Annotated in this window: 19 protein-coding genes; 13 read left to right on the top strand and 6 right to left on the bottom strand. The window is 60.0% G+C overall.

Annotated features, from left to right (window positions below):
• Nucleotides 1–28 precede the first annotated feature (28 nt).
• The 5 genes from LVY75_10255 (at nucleotide 29) to LVY75_10235 (ending at nucleotide 8,759) form a co-directional block, all read left to right on the top strand.
• Nucleotides 29–1,417 (top strand): dipeptidase, encoded by a 1,389-nt coding sequence (locus LVY75_10255; protein ID XAZ23629.1) that lies wholly within the window; start codon nucleotides 29–31, stop codon nucleotides 1,415–1,417.
• A 1,171-nt stretch (nucleotides 1,418–2,588) separates the two neighbouring features.
• A complete protein-coding gene (locus tag LVY75_10250) occupies nucleotides 2,589–4,898 on the top strand; it encodes a penicillin-binding protein (protein ID XAZ23628.1) in 2,310 nt (769 codons plus the stop codon).
• A 313-nt stretch (nucleotides 4,899–5,211) separates the two neighbouring features.
• Nucleotides 5,212–7,122, top strand: a complete 1,911-nt coding sequence (dnaK, locus tag LVY75_10245) for a molecular chaperone DnaK (GenBank protein XAZ23627.1) — start codon at nucleotides 5,212–5,214, stop codon at nucleotides 7,120–7,122.
• 79 nt (nucleotides 7,123–7,201) lie between these two features.
• Nucleotides 7,202–8,344 (top strand): molecular chaperone DnaJ, encoded by a 1,143-nt coding sequence (gene dnaJ, locus LVY75_10240; GenBank protein XAZ23626.1) that lies wholly within the window; start codon nucleotides 7,202–7,204, stop codon nucleotides 8,342–8,344.
• A 208-nt stretch (nucleotides 8,345–8,552) separates the two neighbouring features.
• Entirely contained in the window at nucleotides 8,553–8,759 is a 207-nt protein-coding gene (locus LVY75_10235) for a hypothetical protein (protein ID XAZ23625.1), read from the top strand.
• A gap of 35 nt (nucleotides 8,760–8,794) precedes the next feature.
• Here the strand turns inward: LVY75_10235 and LVY75_10230 are convergent, their stop codons facing one another.
• The gene (locus LVY75_10230; protein ID XAZ23624.1) at nucleotides 8,795–9,160 is read right to left on the bottom strand and encodes a helix-turn-helix domain-containing protein; all 366 of its coding nucleotides are present in this window, start codon (nucleotides 9,158–9,160) and stop codon (nucleotides 8,795–8,797) included.
• Between the two features lie 276 nt (nucleotides 9,161–9,436).
• Between LVY75_10230 and LVY75_10225 the strand changes: the two genes are divergently transcribed.
• From LVY75_10225 to LVY75_10210, 4 genes are all read left to right on the top strand, one after another.
• Nucleotides 9,437–9,637: a hypothetical protein gene (locus tag LVY75_10225; GenBank protein XAZ23623.1), complete on the top strand. Its 201-nt coding sequence runs from the start codon at nucleotides 9,437–9,439 to the stop codon at nucleotides 9,635–9,637.
• A 123-nt stretch (nucleotides 9,638–9,760) separates the two neighbouring features.
• The gene (recF, locus tag LVY75_10220) at nucleotides 9,761–10,885 is read left to right on the top strand and encodes a DNA replication/repair protein RecF (GenBank protein XAZ23622.1); all 1,125 of its coding nucleotides are present in this window, start codon (nucleotides 9,761–9,763) and stop codon (nucleotides 10,883–10,885) included.
• Entirely contained in the window at nucleotides 10,882–11,706 is an 825-nt protein-coding gene (locus tag LVY75_10215; GenBank protein ID XAZ23621.1) for a molybdopterin-synthase adenylyltransferase MoeB, read from the top strand. Before recF ends, LVY75_10215 begins: the two co-directional genes overlap by 4 nt.
• The gene (locus tag LVY75_10210; GenBank protein XAZ23620.1) at nucleotides 11,703–12,176 is read left to right on the top strand and encodes a GNAT family N-acetyltransferase; all 474 of its coding nucleotides are present in this window, start codon (nucleotides 11,703–11,705) and stop codon (nucleotides 12,174–12,176) included. The genes LVY75_10215 and LVY75_10210 overlap by 4 nt, the downstream gene beginning before the upstream one ends.
• 32 nt (nucleotides 12,177–12,208) lie before the next feature.
• Here the strand turns inward: LVY75_10210 and LVY75_10205 are convergent, their stop codons facing one another.
• On the bottom strand, nucleotides 12,209–13,210 hold the full coding sequence (locus LVY75_10205; GenBank protein ID XAZ23619.1) for a D-glycerate dehydrogenase: 1,002 nt from the start codon (nucleotides 13,208–13,210) through the stop codon (nucleotides 12,209–12,211).
• A gap of 177 nt (nucleotides 13,211–13,387) precedes the next feature.
• Here LVY75_10205 and LVY75_10200 point away from each other — a divergent pair, with 177 nt between their 5' ends.
• Nucleotides 13,388–13,927: an SH3 domain-containing protein gene (locus tag LVY75_10200; GenBank protein ID XAZ23618.1), complete on the top strand. Its 540-nt coding sequence runs from the start codon at nucleotides 13,388–13,390 to the stop codon at nucleotides 13,925–13,927.
• Here LVY75_10200 and LVY75_10195 read toward each other — a convergent pair.
• Nucleotides 13,920–14,912, bottom strand: coding sequence for an adenosine kinase (locus tag LVY75_10195; GenBank protein ID XAZ23617.1), 993 nt, complete (start codon nucleotides 14,910–14,912; stop codon nucleotides 13,920–13,922). The genes LVY75_10200 and LVY75_10195 overlap by 8 nt on opposite strands.
• A 463-nt stretch (nucleotides 14,913–15,375) precedes the next feature.
• Between LVY75_10195 and LVY75_10190 the strand changes: the two genes are divergently transcribed.
• Nucleotides 15,376–16,323, top strand: a complete 948-nt coding sequence (locus tag LVY75_10190) for an AEC family transporter (GenBank protein ID XAZ23616.1) — start codon at nucleotides 15,376–15,378, stop codon at nucleotides 16,321–16,323.
• Nucleotides 16,324–16,479: 156 nt separating this feature from the next.
• On the opposite strand, the gene LVY75_10185 is transcribed toward LVY75_10190, so the two are convergent.
• Entirely contained in the window at nucleotides 16,480–17,052 is a 573-nt protein-coding gene (locus LVY75_10185) for a cytochrome c family protein (protein ID XAZ23615.1), read from the bottom strand.
• A 154-nt stretch (nucleotides 17,053–17,206) separates the two neighbouring features.
• On the opposite strand from LVY75_10185, the gene LVY75_10180 reads away from it, so the two are divergent.
• Nucleotides 17,207–17,962: a 3-deoxy-manno-octulosonate cytidylyltransferase gene (locus LVY75_10180; GenBank protein XAZ23614.1), complete on the top strand. Its 756-nt coding sequence runs from the start codon at nucleotides 17,207–17,209 to the stop codon at nucleotides 17,960–17,962.
• 12 nt (nucleotides 17,963–17,974) lie between these two features.
• The gene (locus LVY75_10175) at nucleotides 17,975–18,829 is read left to right on the top strand and encodes a prephenate dehydratase (GenBank protein ID XAZ23613.1); all 855 of its coding nucleotides are present in this window, start codon (nucleotides 17,975–17,977) and stop codon (nucleotides 18,827–18,829) included.
• A gap of 49 nt (nucleotides 18,830–18,878) precedes the next feature.
• On the opposite strand, the gene LVY75_10170 is transcribed toward LVY75_10175, so the two are convergent.
• Together LVY75_10170 and LVY75_10165 are read right to left on the bottom strand one after the other, a co-directional pair.
• Complete coding sequence (locus LVY75_10170) at nucleotides 18,879–19,247, bottom strand: VOC family protein (protein ID XAZ23612.1); 369 nt, start codon at nucleotides 19,245–19,247, stop codon at nucleotides 18,879–18,881.
• Between the two features lie 135 nt (nucleotides 19,248–19,382).
• The gene (locus LVY75_10165) at nucleotides 19,383–19,604 is read right to left on the bottom strand and encodes a hypothetical protein (protein XAZ23611.1); all 222 of its coding nucleotides are present in this window, start codon (nucleotides 19,602–19,604) and stop codon (nucleotides 19,383–19,385) included.
• Between the last annotated feature and the right edge of the window lie 23 nt (nucleotides 19,605–19,627).

The raw sequence follows: 19,627 nt of genomic DNA, 5'->3' as shown, positions 1-19,627 counted from the left end.
TCCGGCCGAATTTCAGAAGGAGTCGGAAATGACCGAACTAAATCCTATCCTTGCGCGTGCGGACCAGAATCTCGATTCAAGCCTCGAAAAGCTGTTCGAGCTCTTGCGCATCAAGTCGATCTCGACCGATCCGGCCTACAAGGCTGAATGCCGCAAGGCAGCCGAATGGCTGATCGCCTATCTCAAGACGCTTGGCTTTGACGCCTCGGTTCGCGACACGCCCGGCCACCCGATGGTGGTCGCCCATCACGAGGGTGCCTCTGCCGATGCGCCCCACGTCCTGTTCTACGGTCACTATGACGTGCAACCGGTCGATCCGATCGAGCTCTGGGAAAACGACCCTTTCGATCCCGCCGTCAAAGATGCCGGCAACGGCCGCAAGATCCTGACCGGCCGCGGCACCTCCGATGACAAGGGCCAGCTGATGACCTTCGTGGAGGCCTGCCGCGCCTACAAGGAGATCAACGGCGCCCTTCCCTGCCGCGTCACCATTCTTTTCGAGGGCGAAGAAGAGTCCGGATCGCCGTCGCTGAAGCCGTTCCTCGAAGCCAATGCCGCCGAACTCAAGGCCGATTACGCCCTCGTCTGCGACACCAGCATGTGGGATCGCGATACCCCGGCAATCGCAGCTGCGCTTCGCGGCCTCGTCGGTGAAGAAATCGTGGTGACAGCCGCCGACCGCGACCTGCATTCCGGCCTGTTCGGCGGTGCCGCGGCCAATCCGATCCATATTCTTGTGGAGGCGCTTGCCGGCCTGCATGACGAAACCGGTCGTATTACACTTCAAGGTTTCTACGACGGTGTGGAGGAAACGCCTGCCAACATCAAGGCATCCTGGGAGGCGCTCGGCAAGTCGGCGGAAAACTTCCTCGGCGAAGTCGGCCTCTCCATTCCCTCAGGCGAAAAGGGCCGCTCGGTCCTGGAACTCACCTGGGCGCGACCGACGGCCGAAGTCAACGGCATCTGGGGTGGCTATACCGGTGAAGGCTTCAAGACCGTCATTGCTGCGAAGGCATCGGCAAAAGTCTCTTTCCGGCTCGTCGGCACGCAGGATCCGGCAGCGATCCGTGAGAGCTTCCGCAACTACGTTCGTTCGAAGATCCCCGCCGACTGCTCGGTCGAGTTCCACCCGCATGGCGCCTCCCCGGCCATTCATCTTTCCTATGACTCGCCTGTTCTGACCAAGGCGCGCAATGCGCTTTCCGACGAATGGCCGAAGCCCGCCATCGTCATCGGCATGGGCGGCTCTATCCCGATCGTCGGCGATTTTCAGAAAATGCTCGGCATGGAATCCCTTCTCGTGGGCTTCGGGCTTTCCGACGACCGTATCCATTCGCCGAACGAAAAGTACGATCTGGCCTCCTACCACAAGGGTATCCGTTCCTGGGTGCGCATCCTTGCCGCACTGAAGGCTTGAAACAAAAAAGGCGTGCCTGCGATCTTCGCGGCACGCCATCCGAAATCTGCAAACAAAAAGGCCGGGCAAACCGGCCTTCCGTTATCCGCCTCATCTCAGTGCCAGTACATCCGTGGTCAAAGGAGAAGCGGACAAAGCACAGCCAGACTGATCTCGAAAGGTTTACGGCCGGTAAACGGCTGATCCAACCAGATCGCGGAAATGATGCAACAGATGATGCGCACGACATTTCCGGGCTGCAATTTCTGAAACATTATATCGGAAGCCGCCTTTCACATTTCAAGGCCCATGGAAAACCTTGATTCCCGTTCAAGCTGCGTTCATTCCGCCTCTCTCATAAGCCTTTGAAAGAAAACAGAAATCCGTGCTGCGTCACCTATGCCGCAGACGCTCTATCTTTGATTTTCCGGGTAAACGTGCATCCCGATGCGGGTCGCCCGTCGTTTATTGCGAGGAGTAAAAGGTGAAGGTGAAACATATTCTTCTGAAAATCGCGGCAGGCGGTCTGTTGCTGCTGGCGCCTGCAATTGCCGAGGCCGCTCAGGGCGTTTCGACTACGCGCTACCGCGATCGCGGTCCCCATCGCCCCTGAAATAAAAAGGACCCGACGCATCTGGTGATACGCCGGGCCTGATATCGATCGGCACGTGTTGAGGGGAGACGGCCGATCTTGGCGGGACGTGAGGGGTTTGTCCCGCTCATCATACAACAGCGGGCAAGCCTATTGGTTCCCTCACCAGCCGGAAGATATGTGGCGCTGTGTCGCGAGCAGGTCGCGCATCTGCGCATAGGCGCCGAGCAGCATCTTCAGCCGGCTCTCGTCCATCCTGTCGAGACTGTGATGCTGCGCAAAAGCATGCTCCAGACTTCGCGCGGGCGTGCCTCATCCATTCTGACGGGATCAATCGTCATGTTCTGCCTGGATATTGCGCATTGCGCTTCTTCGGTGCGCGGAAGTCGCGGCGATATATGTCGGTTTTGGGGCGGTCACATGAACGGCAGCCATGGGAGGAAGTCATGGCTGGCTGACGGAGAAAATGCAGGCAGAGGGTGCACTTGTCCACATTGATGTTGTTCTTAACAGCCCGTTAATTCGCCGCATTTACAGTTCACTCGGATAAAACCGTTGCCTGGGGGCGCGGTCTTACAGCAAGGGTTCAGCCGCTCCACGATGGTAGCCAGACGTAGATCAGATGACAGGATCGAACCGTCCTTCAACGGCCGTGGCGGTCGTGAGGAAGACGACGAATTCGCGCTCGATGCCGACGATCGCATCGACGGGCGGCATGGCTCCAGACGTACGTCGAAATCGCCCGCTTCCCGGCGCGCACCGGCAAAGCGCCGTTCCGAGCCGCGCGAACGGGACGGCGGCGGGCTGTTCGCGTTCCTGCGCAGGGTCGTCTACTGGTGTATCGTGCTTGGTATCTGGGCCGGCATCGGTGTTGCCGGGCTCGTTTTCTATTACGGTTCGCGCATGCCAAGCGCCAGCACCTGGGCCATCCCGGAGCGGCCACCGAACGTCAAGATCACCGCGGTGGACGGCAGTGCGATCGCCAACCGCGGTGCGACCGGCGGCGAGGAGCTCTCCCTGGAGAACATGTCTCCCTACATTCCGGAGGCGATCATCGCGATCGAAGACCGGCGCTTCTATTCGCATTTCGGCGTCGATCCGTTCGGGCTGGCGCGCGCCTTCGTCAACAATGCGACCGGCCAGCCGATCCAGGGCGGCTCGACGCTAACGCAGCAGCTTGCCAAGAACCTGTTCCTCTCGCCCGAGCGGACGCTGGAGCGCAAGGTGCAGGAGGTGCTGCTCTCCTTCTGGCTGGAGCAGAAATACACCAAGGACCAGATCCTTGCGATGTATCTGAACCGCGTCTATTTCGGCTCGAATGCCTACGGCGTGGAAGCGGCAGCGCGGCGCTATTTCAACAAGTCGGCGCGCGATGTGAACCTCGGCGAGGCCGCCCTGCTTGCGGGCCTTGTGAAGGCGCCGTCGCGCCTCTCGCCGGCCCGTGATCCGGAGGCCGCCAATGCCCGTGCGCAGGTCGTGCTGCAGGCGATGCGCGACCAGGGCTATATCAGTGCCGACGAAATCAAGACGGCGATGTCGCAGACGCCGGCTTCTGCCCGCAGCTACTGGTCGGGCGCCGGACAATATGCCGCCGATATGGTGATGGACGAACTGCAGGGGCTGGTCGGCGACGTGAAGGAAGACGTCATCGTCGACACGACGATCGACAAGAATCTCGAAAAGAAGGCCGAACAGTCGCTGGTCGACGTGCTCGACAAGGAAGGCGGCAAGTTCGATGCATCACAGGCCGCCCTCGTCTCGATCGACGGTACGGGCGCGATCCGGGCGCTCGTCGGCGGCAGGGATTATGCGACGAGCCAGTTCAACCGCGCCGTCAAGGCCAAGCGCCAGCCGGGCTCTTCCTTCAAGCCATTTGTTTATGCGGCCGCGCTTGAAAAAGGCCTGACGCCAGACTCCGTCTTCAACGATGCGCCGATCCGTATCGGCAATTGGACGCCGGAGAATTACGAGAAGAAATACAATGGCGAAGTGACGCTCAGGACAGCACTTGCCAAGTCGCTGAATACGGTGGCGGCGCAGCTCGTGATGTATGACGGGCCGGATCAGGTGATCAAGCTTGCCCACCGTCTCGGCATCCAATCGGATCTGCAGCCCAACGCATCGATCGCGCTCGGTACTTCGGAAGTCTCTCTGATGGAGCTGACGGCCTCCTATGCCGCCTTCATGAATGGTGGCTACAAGGCAACGCCGCACGTGATCCGCCGGGTAACCACGACCGACGGCAAGGTGCTCTACGAGAACACCTACGACAATCCGCCGCGCGTGCTTTCCGAGCAGATCGTCGCGGAAATGAACATGATGATGATGGGCGTCATCAATGGCGGCACAGGCTCGAGCGCCAAGCTTCCCGGTTGGCAGGCTGCCGGCAAGACCGGCACGACGCAGAATTCGCGTGACGCGCTGTTCGTCGGTTTCACCAGCAACCTGACGACAGGCGTCTGGTTCGGCAATGACGACGGCACGCCGATGAAGAAGGTGACCGGCGGCGGGCTTCCCGCCAAGGCCTGGAAGGAATTCATGGTCGCCGCGCATAAGGGCCTTTCGCCAGCGCCGCTCTTCGGCATGGGCCAGACATTCTCTGATCCTGCCGCCGATCCCGGCAACGGCCAGCCGATGGCGCAGGCGCAGCCGGCACCCGAGCAGCCGTCGACAGTCGGCAGCATCATTTCCGGTGTTTTCGGCGGAAATGCCGATGTGAACCGCTATCCGCCGGCGCCCGGACAGCCGCAGGCAGCGATGCCCGTCAACGGCGGGCCGGTGCCGCCTGCCGATGTTGCCGGCGGAGGTTACGACGACATGGTGCCGCCCGGTGATGTGGGCGGACCGCAAGCAACGTCAGGGGCGCAGCCGCGACGCACGACCCTGCTCGATCTCATCATGGGACAGTAGGAGCCGGAGACAGTATTGCGACGGAAATGGATGCCTTGCGGGAGCACGTCCCGCGCAAGGCTCGGCGTGCAAGATTTGCACGGTTTGAAGGTGCAAAGCAGACCCTTTTCCGGCTACTGTAAAAATTGAATGCAACACATTCGTTTTGCTGGATTCCGGGCCATTTCTCGCCTTGCAGTCCAGAAAACCGCTCCTTATATACGCCGCATCACCGCAATCACGATTGCGTAATCTTAGTAGACCCATCCCGTAAGGGGCTGTCAGGGAAATGCCTTACCGGGGTTCCGACAGCTTGCTTCAAGGAGAGAATGACATGGCAAAAGTAATTGGTATCGACCTTGGAACGACAAATTCCTGCGTCGCGGTCATGGACGGCAAGGACGCAAAGGTCATCGAGAACGCGGAAGGTGCGCGTACGACCCCTTCCATGGTGGCATTTTCCGATGACGGCGAACGCCTCGTCGGCCAGCCAGCCAAGCGCCAGGCGGTCACCAACCCCACGAATACCCTCTTCGCCGTAAAGCGCCTCATCGGCCGCCGTTACGAAGATCCGACCGTCGAGAAGGACAAGCACCTCGTTCCCTTCACGATCGTCAAGGGCGACAATGGCGACGCCTGGGTCGAAGCCAACGGCAAGGGCTACTCGCCCGCACAGATTTCCGCGATGATCCTTCAGAAGATGAAGGAAACCGCCGAATCCTACCTCGGTGAAAAGGTCGAAAAGGCCGTCATCACCGTTCCCGCATATTTCAACGACGCGCAGCGCCAGGCAACCAAGGATGCCGGCAAGATCGCTGGTCTTGAAGTGCTCCGCATCATCAACGAGCCGACAGCTGCCGCTCTCGCCTATGGCCTCGACAAGAAGGACGGCAAGACGATCGCCGTTTACGACCTTGGCGGCGGCACCTTCGATATCTCGATCCTCGAGATTGGCGATGGCGTCTTCGAAGTGAAGTCCACCAACGGCGACACGTTCCTCGGCGGTGAAGACTTCGACATGCGTCTCGTCGAATATCTCGTTGCCGAGTTCAAGAAGGACAATGGCATCGACCTGAAGAACGACAAGCTTGCCCTGCAGCGCCTCAAGGAAGCTGCCGAAAAGGCAAAGATCGAGCTGTCTTCTTCGCAGCAGACCGAAATCAACCTGCCGTTCATCACGGCTGATGCTTCCGGCCCGAAGCACCTGACGCTGAAGCTGACCCGCGCCAAGCTCGAAAGCCTGGTCGACGATCTCGTTCAGCGCACGATCGCTCCGTGCAAGGCAGCCCTCAAGGATGCCGGCGTCACCGCTGCCGAAATCGACGAAGTCGTTCTCGTCGGCGGCATGAGCCGCATGCCGAAGGTACAGGAAGTCGTCAAGCAGCTGTTCGGCAAGGAACCGCACAAGGGCGTCAACCCGGATGAAGTCGTTGCTCTCGGCGCCGCCATCCAGGCCGGCGTTCTGCAGGGCGACGTCAAGGACGTTCTGCTTCTCGACGTTACCCCGCTGTCTCTCGGCATCGAAACTCTCGGTGGCGTCTTCACCCGTCTGATCGAACGCAACACGACGATCCCGACGAAGAAGAGCCAGACCTTCTCGACCGCCGACGACAATCAGCAGGCAGTCACCATCCGCGTCTCGCAGGGCGAGCGTGAAATGGCTGCCGACAACAAGCTGCTCGGCCAGTTCGACCTCGTTGGCCTGCCGCCGGCACCGCGTGGCGTTCCGCAGATCGAAGTCACTTTCGACATTGACGCGAACGGCATCGTGCAGGTTTCGGCCAAGGACAAGGGCACCGGTAAGGAACAGCAGATCCGCATCCAGGCTTCCGGCGGTCTTTCCGACGCCGACATCGAAAAGATGGTCAAGGATGCCGAATCGCATGCCGCCGAAGACAAGAAGCGCCGCGAAGGTGTGGAAGCAAAGAACCAGGCCGAAAGCCTTGTTCATTCCACGGAGAAGTCGCTCAAGGATTACGGCGACAAGGTTTCCGAAGCCGATCGCACTGCAATCTCCGATGCGATTGCCGCGCTGAAGTCCGCGACCGAAGCGACCGATGCCGACGCCGAAGACATCAAGGCCAAGACCCAGACCCTCATGGAAGTTTCCATGAAGCTCGGCCAGGCTATCTATGAAGCCCAGCAGGCTGAAGGCGGCACGGCCGACGCTTCGGCAGGTGATGACAATGTCGTCGACGCCGACTACGAAGAAGTCAAGGACGACGACCGCAAGAAGTCCGCTTAATCCGGGCTGCGGCCTACGCTAGACGATAGACATCCGGCTGCTCACCATGGCAGCCGGAAATCCATTTCCGGGGCTTAAATTGGCAAAAGCGGACTTTTACGAAACTCTGGGTGTAGCCAAGACGGCGGATGAGAAAGAGCTGAAAAGCGCCTTCCGCAAGCTGGCAATGAAATACCATCCGGACAAGAACCCGGATGACAAAGACGCCGAACGCAAGTTCAAGGAAATCAACGAAGCCTATGAAACGCTGAAGGACCCGCAGAAGCGCGCGGCCTACGATCGTTACGGCCATGCGGCCTTCGAGCACGGCGGTATGGGCGGTCCCGGTGGCTTCGGTGGCGGCGCCGGATTTGCCGGTGGCGGCTTCTCCGATATCTTCGAGGACATTTTCGGCGAGATGATGGGCGGCGGCCGCGGACGGCAGCGCTCTTCGGGTGGTCGCGAACGCGGCGCCGACCTTCGCTACAACATGGAAATTTCGCTGGAAGAGGCATTCTCCGGCAAGACGGCGCAGATTCGCGTTCCGACCTCGATAACCTGTGACGTCTGCTCCGGTTCCGGCGCCAAGCCAGGTACACAGCCGAAGACCTGCGGCACCTGCCAGGGCTCGGGCCGCGTACGCGCAGCGCAGGGCTTCTTCTCGGTGGAACGCACCTGTCCGACCTGTCACGGCCGCGGCCAGATCATTCCCGATCCGTGCCCGAAATGCCACGGCCAGGGCCGGGTGACCGAAGAACGCTCGCTCTCGGTCAACATTCCCTCGGGTATCGAGGATGGCACCCGCATTCGCCTGCAGGGCGAGGGCGAGGCTGGCATGCGCGGTGGTCCGGCAGGCGATCTCTATATCTTCCTGTCGGTGAAGCCGCATGAGTTCTACCAGCGCGACGGGGCCGATCTCTATTGCGCCGTGCCGATCTCCATGACGACGGCAGCGCTCGGCGGCACCTTCGATGTGGCCACGCTCGACGGCACCAAGTCGCGCGTCACCGTTCCCGAGGGCACGCAGGCCGGCAAACAGTTCCGCCTGAAGGGCAAGGGCATGCCGGTGCTGCGTTCCAGCCAGACGGGCGATCTCTACATCCAGATCCAGATCGAGACGCCGCAGAAGCTTTCCAAGCGCCAGCGCGAGCTTCTGCAGGAATTCGAGCAGCTCTCCTCCAAGGAGAACAATCCGGAGTCGACCGGCTTCTTTGCCCGGATGAAGGAATTCTTCGAGGGCTAAGCTCGATATCCCCCAAGGTTACAAAAGCCGGAGGTTCCGCCTCCGGCTTTTTTCATGCGCGCTCCAATTCAAAACACCTGTTTCAAGTCGGGACGCGCGTCTGTGCGCAGATGTCTTGCGTTAACGCACAGATCCGATCGCGCTTGCAAGTTCCTGAAATCCATACTGTCTTTGGCCCCGCAGTCCGGGACTAACAGAGGGTATTTCCATGTCGGCAATGAACTTTTCAACCTGCCTGTCCGAAGATGTCGATGCACTGGCAGGCGCGCTCTATTCGTGGTGCGCCGAACGCAACATCAAACTTCGCAGCCAGCAAGGCCTTTCGATCGCCAGCATCGCGATCGACCTTTATCATGCCGGCCATCAGACGCAGGACGCCCTGCTCGTCGCGCTGCACGAGCGCGAGCTTCACTGAATTTCCCTCAAATTCAAGGATAGGCGCTGGAGCCGTCAAGCGGCGTTTTCGGCTGCCTGACCGCATATAAGGTTGAGGATCGTCTTGAGCGCCTGCTTGCCCGCAGTCGAGCTCAACCTGTCATAGCTGATCGCCAGTTCATAGGCTTCGGGGCTCAGTTCAACGCGGTTGGCAAACTGGGAAATTCCCGTACCCTCGAAAAGCTCGGAAATATCAACACCAAGAAAGACCGCTATCTGATGCAGCTTGCTGGCGGAGACGCGGTTGGTCCCCTTTTCGTATTTCTGGATCTGCTGGAATGTAAGGCCAAGCGCTTCGCCCAGTTCCAGTTGGGAAACACGTCGGCGGGCGCGAAGCTGTCTCACGTTGCGGCCGACAATGATATCAATCGGATCTGGCACTGCTGCACTCTTTCCCGGTAAACCCTTCATTTACCATATAGCGTCAGCTGAATATCTCAACCCGGAAGTTGCAAATTTCAACCGACTTTTTTTGGGCATTAGGCCACGAAACAACTATCTCTTCCGCCGATTCTACAACTTCTACTTCTCATTTGATGACTTAACGGCGATGTCGCGAAAAGTTGAACACCCTGTAGTTGACTTCATTGCATGGGACGATAGTTAGTCGCGCCGGGACCCTTATGTACGAGTCAGACAAGAGGCTTCGAGTACTGCATGACATCCGCTCCCACCGGGAAATCTGATGCCGACAGTATCGTCATCGATATGCGCCGCCAGAAACTGACGATGATCCTCGATTCATTGAAATCGCTCCGCGGCTCGATCGAAGATCGGCCGGATCTCGTTTATTGGATCGAAAGGGCAATCGCAGAGGCCGAAGCACAGCTCGAAGAGCCGGCCCCGCGCAGCCATTGACGGCTGGGACAGCTCTCAGCCTTGATATCCCTGGCGCTTCGGCTTAGAGCCTTGCCTTGTCAGATTGAATCATTCTGACGAGGAAAGGCTCCAACTGTCAGCCTTGATGATTCCGGATATTCGATGCCGCACAAGGTTGCCCTTTCCCGTTTGAAGCTGACCGACTTTCGCAATTATTCGTCGGCCTCGCTTGCGCTCGACGCTCGGCATGTCGTGTTGACCGGCGACAACGGTGCGGGCAAGACCAACCTGATGGAGGCGGTCTCGTTCCTGTCACCGGGGCGCGGTCTGCGCCGAGCCGCCTATGGCGATATCACCCGCGTTGGCGCTACGGGCGGATTTTCGATCTTTGCAGAGCTCGATGGCATGGAGGGTAACGTCGAGATCGGTACCGGAATTGATGCCAGCGACGAGACGACGGCGCGACGGCTGCGCATCAACGGAACGACGGCAAAAACAGTCGACGAGCTGACCGATCATTTGCGCGTGCTCTGGCTGACACCGGCGATGGACGGGCTCTTTACCGGCGGCTCGTCCGACCGCAGGCGGTTCCTCGACAGGCTGGTACTGTCGCTCGATCCCGAGCATGGCAGGCGGGCGAGCGACTTCGAGCGCGCCATGCGCAGCCGCAACAAGCTGCTGGACGAAGGCCGTTTCGATCCATCCTGGCTTTCCGGTATTGAGGAGCAGATGGCCAGCCTCGGCATAGCCATGGCGCTCGCCCGGCAGGAAATGCTCGGCCTGCTGACGCGACTCGTCGAGGAAAGCCGGGAAATCTCGCCCTTCCCATCGGCATCGCTGCAGCTTTCGGGCTTCATGGACGGTCAATTCTCCCGGCCCTCGGTCGATCTGGAAGATGAGTATGCGGCAACGCTCGCCGCGAACCGGTACCGCGATGCCGGCGCTGGTCGCACGCTGGAGGGGCCGCATCGCGCCGATCTCATCGTGCATCATCGGGAGAAGCAGATGGAAGCGGCACGCTGTTCCACCGGCGAGCAGAAAGCCCTGCTGGTGGGCCTTGTGCTTGCCCATGCACGGCTCGTCGGCAACCTTACCGGCCATGCGCCGGTTCTGCTCCTGGATGAGATCGCCGCCCATCTCGACGAGGGACGCCGTGCCGCGCTGTTCGATCTCATAGACGGGCTTGGCGGCCAGGCCTTCATGACGGGAACGGACCGTCAGATGTTTGCAGCACTTGGCGAGCGGGCACAGTTTTTCACGGTTGCGGATGGAAGGGTTTTCGAATGAGCGATAGCGCTTCTCCCGGCGGTTCGCGGCGTGATAACATCACGCCCATGGAACCTCTCAGCCCCGACGAAATCGCACGCTATCATCGCCATATCCTGCTGCCGGAAATCGGAGGCGCGGGCCAGCAGAAGCTGAAGGCCGCACGGGTGCTTGTCATCGGTGCGGGAGGGCTCGGGGCACCGATCCTGCAATATCTGGCCGCTGCAGGCGTCGGCACGCTCGGCATTGCCGATGACGACCGTGTTTCGCTTTCCAACCTGCAGCGACAGGTGATCCACGATTCCGGCACGATCGGCGAAATGAAGACGGAAAGCGCTGCCATCGCGATCGCGCGGCTAAACCCGCATATCAAAGTCGTCCGTTTCACCGAGCGCCTTTCCGCCGAAACGGCGCGCCTGCACCTTTCCGGCTTCGATCTCCTGATCGACGGCTCTGATAATTTCGATACGCGCTATATGGCGGCCGATGCAGCGGAAAACGCGCGAATCCCGCTTGTGACAGGTGCGGTTGGCCGATTCGACGGATCGCTGACGGTGCTGAAACCCTATGAGGCGGCCGAAGGCGGCACCCAGAACCCTGGATATCGTGATCTCTTTCCCGAAGCACCGCCGGCCGGATTGATCCCCGCCTGTGCGGAGGCCGGTATCATTGGCGCACTGACGGGCGTGATCGGCACGCTGATGGCCATGGAGGCGATCAAGCTGATTACGGGCGCAGGCGAACCGTTAGTCGGTCGCCTGCTGCTCTACGACGCGTTGTCTGCCCGTTTCGATACGATCCGCTACAAACGTCGGCGCGCGAGGCAGAACAGGACCGCATGACGCCGTTTCGTGTCGATGAGAGCTTTGTGCGCTGGAACGAGTTGCTCGATCTCATTCTCGCGTCCTTCGCCTATATGGAGGGCCGCATCGATCCGCCCTCCTCCGCAAGCCGCCTGACGGTGGAATCCCTGGTGGAAAAGGCAAGGGCAGAAATCGCTTATGCCGTGGAGCAGGCCGGGCAACTCGTCGGCTGCATTTTCCTGCGGCCCGAGGCAGATTGCCTCTATGTCGGAAAACTCGCGGTCCTGCCATCCGCGCAAGGCAAGGGCATCGGACGGCGCCTGCTCGATACAGCCGAAGGGACGGCACTCGATCTGGGCCTTCCGGCATTGAGGCTCGAGACTCGGATAGAGCTCGTCGGCAATCACACGACCTTCGCTGCCTGGGGCTTTGAAAAGACCGCAGAGAAATCTCATCCGGGTTTTACACGGGTGACGTTTATCGAAATGAAGAAAGCGCTCGCCGGCTGACTAGCCGGCCAGGGATGCGAGCGCTCCGGCCGTCATCGGCCCGGCAGCACCCGATTCGGCGGACGATGGCCATCGATGAAGGCGCGAATGTTGATGATGACCTTGTCGCCCATCTCCGCACGTCCCTCGATCGTTGCCGAGCTCATATGCGGCAGCAATACGACCTTGCCCTCATTGGCAAGCTTCACCAGCTTCGGGTTGACCATGGGCTCGTTCTCGAAGACATCGAGCCCGGCGCCGGCGATCTTCCCCTCCCGCAGGCATTTGATGAGCGCCGCCTCGTCGACCACGTCACCGCGGGCTGTATTGACGAGATAGGCGGTCGGCTGCAGCAGCGCCAGGCGGCGAGCCGACAGGAGATGGAAGGTCGCGGGGGTCGAGGGGCAGTTCACCGAGACGATGTCGACGCGGGCGAGCATCTGGTCGAGGCTTTCCCAATAGGTCGCTTCCAATTCGTCTTCAGTCGCAGGATTGACGCGCTTGCGGTTGTGATAGTGGATCGACAGGCCGAAAGCCTTGGCGCGGCGCGCAACGGCCGTGCCTATACGGCCCATGCCGACGATGCCGATACGCTTTCCGTGAATACGCCGGCCGAGCATCCAGGTGGGGGACCAGCCAGCCCATTCACCGGGCCGGTCCGTCAGCACGCGCGCACCCTCGCCGATCCGCCGCGGCACGGCGAGGATCAGCGCCATTGTCATGTCGGCAGTGTCTTCGGTCAGCACATTCGGCGTGTTGGTGACGGTGATGCCACGGCGCGCGGCCGCTTCGATGTCGATGTGATCGGTGCCGTTCGAAAAGCTGGCGATCAGCTTCATCTGCGGCCCGGCCTGATCGATGAGGGCTGCGTCGATCCGATCCGTCACGGTCGGCACGAGCACGTCGCAGGTTTTGACGGCTTCGACGAGTTCGGGAACGGATCGCGGCGTATCGTCGATATTCAACTCGGCATCGAAAAGCTCGCGCATGCGGGTTTCGACGACATCAGGCAGCTTGCGGGTTATGTAGACCTTCGGTTTTTTCTTCGTCGTCATGGCGGCTTGCTGTGCCTTGTTCAGAGGTCTTTAACCAAGTTGGGCGATCATTTCCCCGTTCCGGGCATTTTCTACCAGACCCGCACGCGAAGACAAACAAAACTCGCGAGGCGACCGGGGAATCCCGGAAGACGAGCAGGCAGGGCCTGATTCGAATTCGAGCCAACGGAAGCTTCCATGCGTCGCACAGTTATGAAGTCCTGCCTCGCCCTGGCGGTTGCCTTTGCCGTATCGGCAGGCACCATCGAATTTGCGCAAGCCCAGGCGGCCAAGGGGCCGAGCGGCCTGCCGCTGCCGCGCTTCGTGACGCTGAAGTCCAAGCGCGTCAACCTGCGGATCGGCCCGGGAACGGACTACGCCGTTTCGTGGCTCTATCTGAAATCGGGGCTGCCCGTCGAAATCGTCCAGGAGTATGACAACTGGCGCCGTATCCGCGATGCCGACGGTACCGAGGGCTGGGTCAATCAGTCGCTGCTGTCAGGCCAGCGCGCCGCTATTGCCGCGCCGTGGATGAAGGGCAAGGGCAAAGGCGTCTATGTCAATCTCCGCCGTGAAGCACAGCCGTCTTCCAGCATCGTCGCCAAGCTGGAGCCCGGCGTGATGATCACGATCGGCGAGTGCAGCGGAGAGTGGTGTTTCGCAAAGACCGACGGCGCCGAAGGTTGGGTGGCGCAGTCGGAAATCTGGGGCGCCTATCCGGGCGAGGCCTTTAAATAAGGCCCGCCTCCTTTGCGGCTTCGGACAGGGACTTCATCGGCCGCGGGCCGATCTGCTGAATGACGATGCCGGCGGCAAGGCAGCCGAGCTTGCCGCAATCTTCGAGCGAACGGCCCTGCGTGTAACCGTAGAGAAAACCTGACGCGAAGAGATCGCCCGCACCCGTCGTATCCACTACTTCATTGATCTTGATCGCGTCGACGTAGTGGCGCTCGTTGCCCTTCAGGATCACGGCGCCGTTCTCGCTCATGGTGACGGCGGCAATCTTGCAGTCCTTGGCGATCTTGTTCAGCGCTTCCTCGAAATCGTCAGTCTCGTAGAGCGAAAGGGCCTCCTGGCGGTTCGAGAAGACGATATCGACCTTGCCCGAACGCATCAGATCCAGAAATTCGGCGCGGTAACGATCGACGCAGAAGCTGTCCGAGAGTGTCATCGACATTTCGCGGCCATTCTCGTGGGCGATGCGGGCGCAATCGAGGATCGCCTCCTTGGCGCGCGGCGGGTCCCAGAGATAACCTTCGAAATAGGTCACCTTGGCTTGAGCCACCACATCTGCTTCGACATCCTCAGGCCCAAGCTCGACGCAGGCGCCGAGATAGGTGTTCATCGAACGCTCGCCATCATCGGTAACGAAAATCATCGAGCGTGCGGTCGGCGGAAACATGCCCTTGGCCCGGGTCTGATAATGAACGCCCTGCGCTCGGATATCATGCGCAAAGATCTCGCCGAGCTGGTCTTCCGCAACCTTGCCAAAATAGGCGGCCTTGCCGCCGAGGCTCGCGACGCCTGCAGCCGTATTGCCTGCGCTACCGCCGGAGGCTTCGAGCGCCGGGCCCATGCGGGAATAAAGCAGTTCGGCACGATCGGCATCGATGAGGTTCATCGCCGCCTTGGTGATCTTGTTGTCAATGAGGAACTGGTCGTCGCAACGGGCGATAATATCGACGATTGCGTTGCCGACTGTCAGAACATCGAATTTGGTCATGAAATGGGAAGTCCCGGATTTGTGATAGCCGGTAATCGGTCTTAGCGAAATTTGCCGGTATTGAAAGGCTAAACAGCACATCACCTTCCAAAGACTTCGCAAAACTGCCGTTTATTCGTCACGCCGCTGTCACCTTGCCTGCCTAAAACTGCATCAGGAAGACCGGCATGCAGGTATCTCGTGTGGCCGGCTAGAGGAGGGATGATCCCTCCAGTCTTACCGGGACGACGCTGACCACGGATGAACTGGCAGCATCGCGACCGGCTATCCGGCAGGACCGGATGCGGAAAAGCGGGCCGAGCCCGCTTTTTTTGTTGCGCCGCGAAAGATATTGCATCCATGGCATTTGTCATGGCCGGCGATTTGCTGTCTTTTGTTTTCGTATGTCGCTATCGCAAAACCGCTGTACACCTTTGCGCGACATGCTTTAGACCTCGTCTATCCCCGCGCAGAGCAGCAGTTTATGTCAGCCATCATCTTCGACGTTCTTCCGATCTTCCTTCTCATTCTCATCGGCTGGCTGATCGTCCGCGTCGGAATACTCACCGCAAGTGTCGGGGATGCTCTCAGCGAATTCGTCTTCAAGATCGCTGTGCCCCTGCTGCTTTTCCGCACCATCGCCGAGGCCGACTTCCACGGCGCGTCGCCGTTCCGGCTCTGGCTCGTCTATTTCTCCGGCGTCGCGGTGACATGGGCGGCCGGACACATCGTCGCTACGCGTTTGTTCGGGCGTGATGAGCGGATCGGCGTGCTTGCCGGCGTGTCCTCCGCTTTTGCCAACAATATCTTCATCGGCCTGCCGCTGGTCGAGCGCACCGTGGGTAGCGAAGGGCTTGTCGCCCTTTCCATCCTGCTTGCCGTGCATCTGCCGATCATGATGGTTGCCGGCACAATCATGATGGAGCATGCCGAACGCAAGATTTCCGGCAAGAGCGACCGCAGCATGACCCTGGTCCTGAAGCAGATCGGCCTGAACCTGCTGCACAATCCGCTGGTCATCGGCATCGTGGCAGGCGCCATCTTTCACGTCTCGGGCCTGACCATGCCGGCAACGATCCGTTCCGTCGTCGGGCAGATCGCCGGCACGGCCGGTCCGGCGGCTCTGATTTCGCTCGGCATGGCGCTGCAGAAATACGGAGTCTCCGGCAATGTCGGGATCGCCAGCGCAACCTCAGCCTTCAAGCTGCTGCTGTTGCCCGGCTGCGTGTGGGCAGCAAGCCATGTTTTCGGTCTCAGCAACGAATGGGCAGCGGCGCTGGTGCTGACCTCATCGGTGCCGACAGGGGTGAATGCCTGGCTGATCGCCAACCGCTTCGGCGTCGGCCACAGCCTCGCCGCGTCGACGATCACGGTGACGACAGCGCTCGGCGCCATCACGGTTTCCTTCTGGGCCTATATTCTCGGCGCTTAAGCCTGTCGCGATCCTTCAGATTCGCTGACCGCGCTTGAAGTCTTTGTTTTCAGCATGTCGTTATCGCAAACTCGCTGCACTTTTGCTCGACATGCTTTAAGGTAACAAAAAAGCCCGGCTTTTGACCGGGCTTCTTCTCGAAAAAATCGTCGCTGCTTACTGCGTTGCGGTCGGAGCATTCGGATCCGGCAGCGGAGCCGGTGAATCTGCCAGCGTGTGCAGATAGAGAATGACGTTGGCGCGGTCCTGATCCTTCGGCAGACCGGCAAAGCCCATGGCGGTGCCCGGAACATCCTTCTTCGGTGCCAGCAGGAACTTGTTGAGGTTTTCGAAGGTCCAATGTTCGCTGCTGCCCTTGGAGAAATCCTTCATGGCGGAGGAATATGCAAAGCCTTCATGCGAGGCGATCGGACGATCTACGACACCAAAGAGATTCGGGCCGACCTTGTTCGGTCCGCCTTTGGTGCCGTCATGACAGGCCTGACACTTCTTGAATACGGTCTCACCGGCCTTGGCGTCGGCACTGGCAAGAAGCTGGGCAATCGGAACAGCAACGGCAGCAGGTGCGCCTTCACCGCCGGCGGCGGGTGCCTCTTCGGCGACGATGGCAAAACCTTCCTTTTCCGGCGCCTCGGAATGGAAGATCCCCTCGGACGCGATGGAGACAGACATCAGAACGAAGATCGTTCCCAGCAGCGCCCCCACGGCCGTATTGACGTATGAATTCATCTGCAATGCTCCCCTTGCAGCCGGCAGACCAGAAACCGGACCATCTTGAAATTGCGCGGAACCTATGTCTTTTGGCTATTCGTTGCAACTGTCTAAATGGTCTTGTGCGTGAGACTTTTTGCCACTTTTCAGCCCGGATTAGAAGGCCCGAACAATGACGGATTCAAAATTACATGACGTGCTGGTGCTGATCCCCGCGCGGATGACTTCCACCCGCCTTCCCGGCAAGCCGCTGGCCGATATTTGCGGTTTGCCGATGATCGTGCAGGTCGCGAAACGGGCCGCTGAAGCTGCAATTGGCCGGGTCATCATTGCCGTCGACGACCAACAGGTTTTCGATACCGTCGCGGCTGCGGGCTTTGAGGTGGTCATGACCCGCCAGGACCATCAGTCCGGTTCCGACCGCATCTTTGAAGCGCTTACCAAGGTCGATCCTGATGGCAAGGCAAAAATCATCGTCAATGTCCAGGGCGACCTGCCGACGATCGATCCGGAGACGGTGCGCGCAGCACTGCGTCCCCTTGAAAACGAGGCGGTCGACATCGCCACGCTGACGACCGAGATCGACAATGACGAGGACAAGACCGCGCCGCATATCGTCAAAGTCGTTGGCTCGCCGGTATCTGCCAGTCGCCTGCACGCGCTCTATTTTACCCGAACGACCGCGCCCTATGGCAACGGGCCGCTCTATCATCATATCGGGCTCTATGCCTATCGACGCGCAGCGCTCGAACGTTTCGTCTCGCTCGGCCCTTCTACGCTCGAAAAGCGCGAATCACTGGAGCAGCTCAGAGCGCTCGAAGCGGGCATGCGCATCGATGTCGAGATCGTTGACACGGTTCCTCTCGGTGTCGATACTCCCGGCGACCTCGAAAAGGCGCGGCGCATTCTCTCCGCGAAGGCCAACTGACGGATTTTCCTCATGAACATCAAGACCAACAGGATCGCCTTCCAGGGCGAGTTCGGCGCCAATTCCGACATGGCGAGCCGCGACATGTTTCCGACGATGGAGCCTCTGCCCTGTCAGACCTTCGAGGATGCCTTCACGGCGGTCGACAATGGGGATGCCGACATCGGCATGATCCCGATCGAAAACACGATCGCGGGACGCGTCGCCGACATCCACCACCTGTTGCCGGAATCGCGCTTGCACATCATCGGCGAATATTTCATGCCGATCCGCTTTCAGCTCATGGTGCTGCCGGGTGTGACGAAGGATGAAATCCGCACTGTGCACAGCCATATCCATGCGCTCGGCCAGTGCCGCAAGATCGTGCGCGCCAACGGTTGGAAGCCTGTGATCGCCGGCGATACGGCAGGGGCCGCAAAGCTCGTCAAGGAAACCGGCGACCGCTCCATGGCGGCGCTCGCGCCGCGCCTTGCAGCCGATCTTTACGGTCTCGATATCATCGCGGAGAATGTCGAGGACACGGAAAACAACGTCACGCGCTTTGTTGTGCTGTCGCGCGATGAAGAATGGGCGGAACGCTCGGCCAACGACGAGAAGATCGTCACCACCTTCGTCTTCAACGTCCGCAATATTCCGGCCGCCCTCTACAAGGCACTCGGTGGCTTTGCGACGAATAACATCAACATGACGAAGCTCGAAAGCTACCAGCTCGGCGGCAAGTTCGTGGCGACCCAGTTCTATGCCGATATCGAGGGCCACCCGAACGACGCGCATGTGCGCCGGGCACTGGAGGAACTGCGTTTCTTCTCCGAGAAGGTCCGCATCCTTGGCGTCTATAAGGGCCATCCGATGCGCGGGCTTCTCTAAGCATGCAAAAAGCCTCTCTGTCGGGTCGTCAGAGAGGCTTAAATTGCATCTATTTATCCGGCTCACAAACACGCAAGCGATGGCCATCCGGGTCCAGCACGACGAAAGTCGGGCCGAAGTCGAGTTCGGTCAATTCCTGGGCGACCGGCAGGCCACGGCTGCGCCAGTCTTCGTAATGCCTGGCGACAGCATTCTCACCGTCAACCATGAAGGCGACCTCGCCACGATTGCCGATGGCAGAGGGTTGCGGCTCGACCTTGCTCCGGCGCCAGAGGCCGAGAGTGAAGCCGCCGTCGAGCGGGAAGGCGACGAAGTTGGGGGCCTCCACCGCCGGCTCCCGGCTCAGGATATTGCGATAGAAAGCTGCGCTTTCAGCGGGGTCCTTGACATAGAGGATAATAAGATTGGGGCTGGCCATTTCAGTTCTCCACAGGGTTGAACAGTGCCCGGCCGAAAGCTGCTGCCATAAAATGGCAGCAGCTTTCCGAATGCAGCGCTATAGACAGCGCCGCTTCGTCACCGGGAGGAAATTCGATGAAGCCGACGTGCGACCTTAACGGAAGAGGTCGTCGCCGACGCGCCAGTCCTGTCCGTCCGCAAAGCCGAGATCGCGCTTGCGCCATTGCGGCAACATCTCGAGATCAAGGCGGGGACGGCGTGACGATGCTACGGTGAACCTGTCGGCGAACAGGCTCACGAGGCGTGAACGGAGGGTTTTTCCGGCTTCGACGGAAGTACGACGGCCGGCATATTGAACGACTTGAGGCATTCCCATGATCAGTACTCCTTCCTGCTGGA

Source organism: Sinorhizobium sp. B11, assembly GCA_039725955.1.
Taxonomy (GTDB): Bacteria; Pseudomonadota; Alphaproteobacteria; order Rhizobiales; family Rhizobiaceae; genus Rhizobium.
This window is presented reverse-complemented; position numbering and strand designations above follow the sequence as displayed.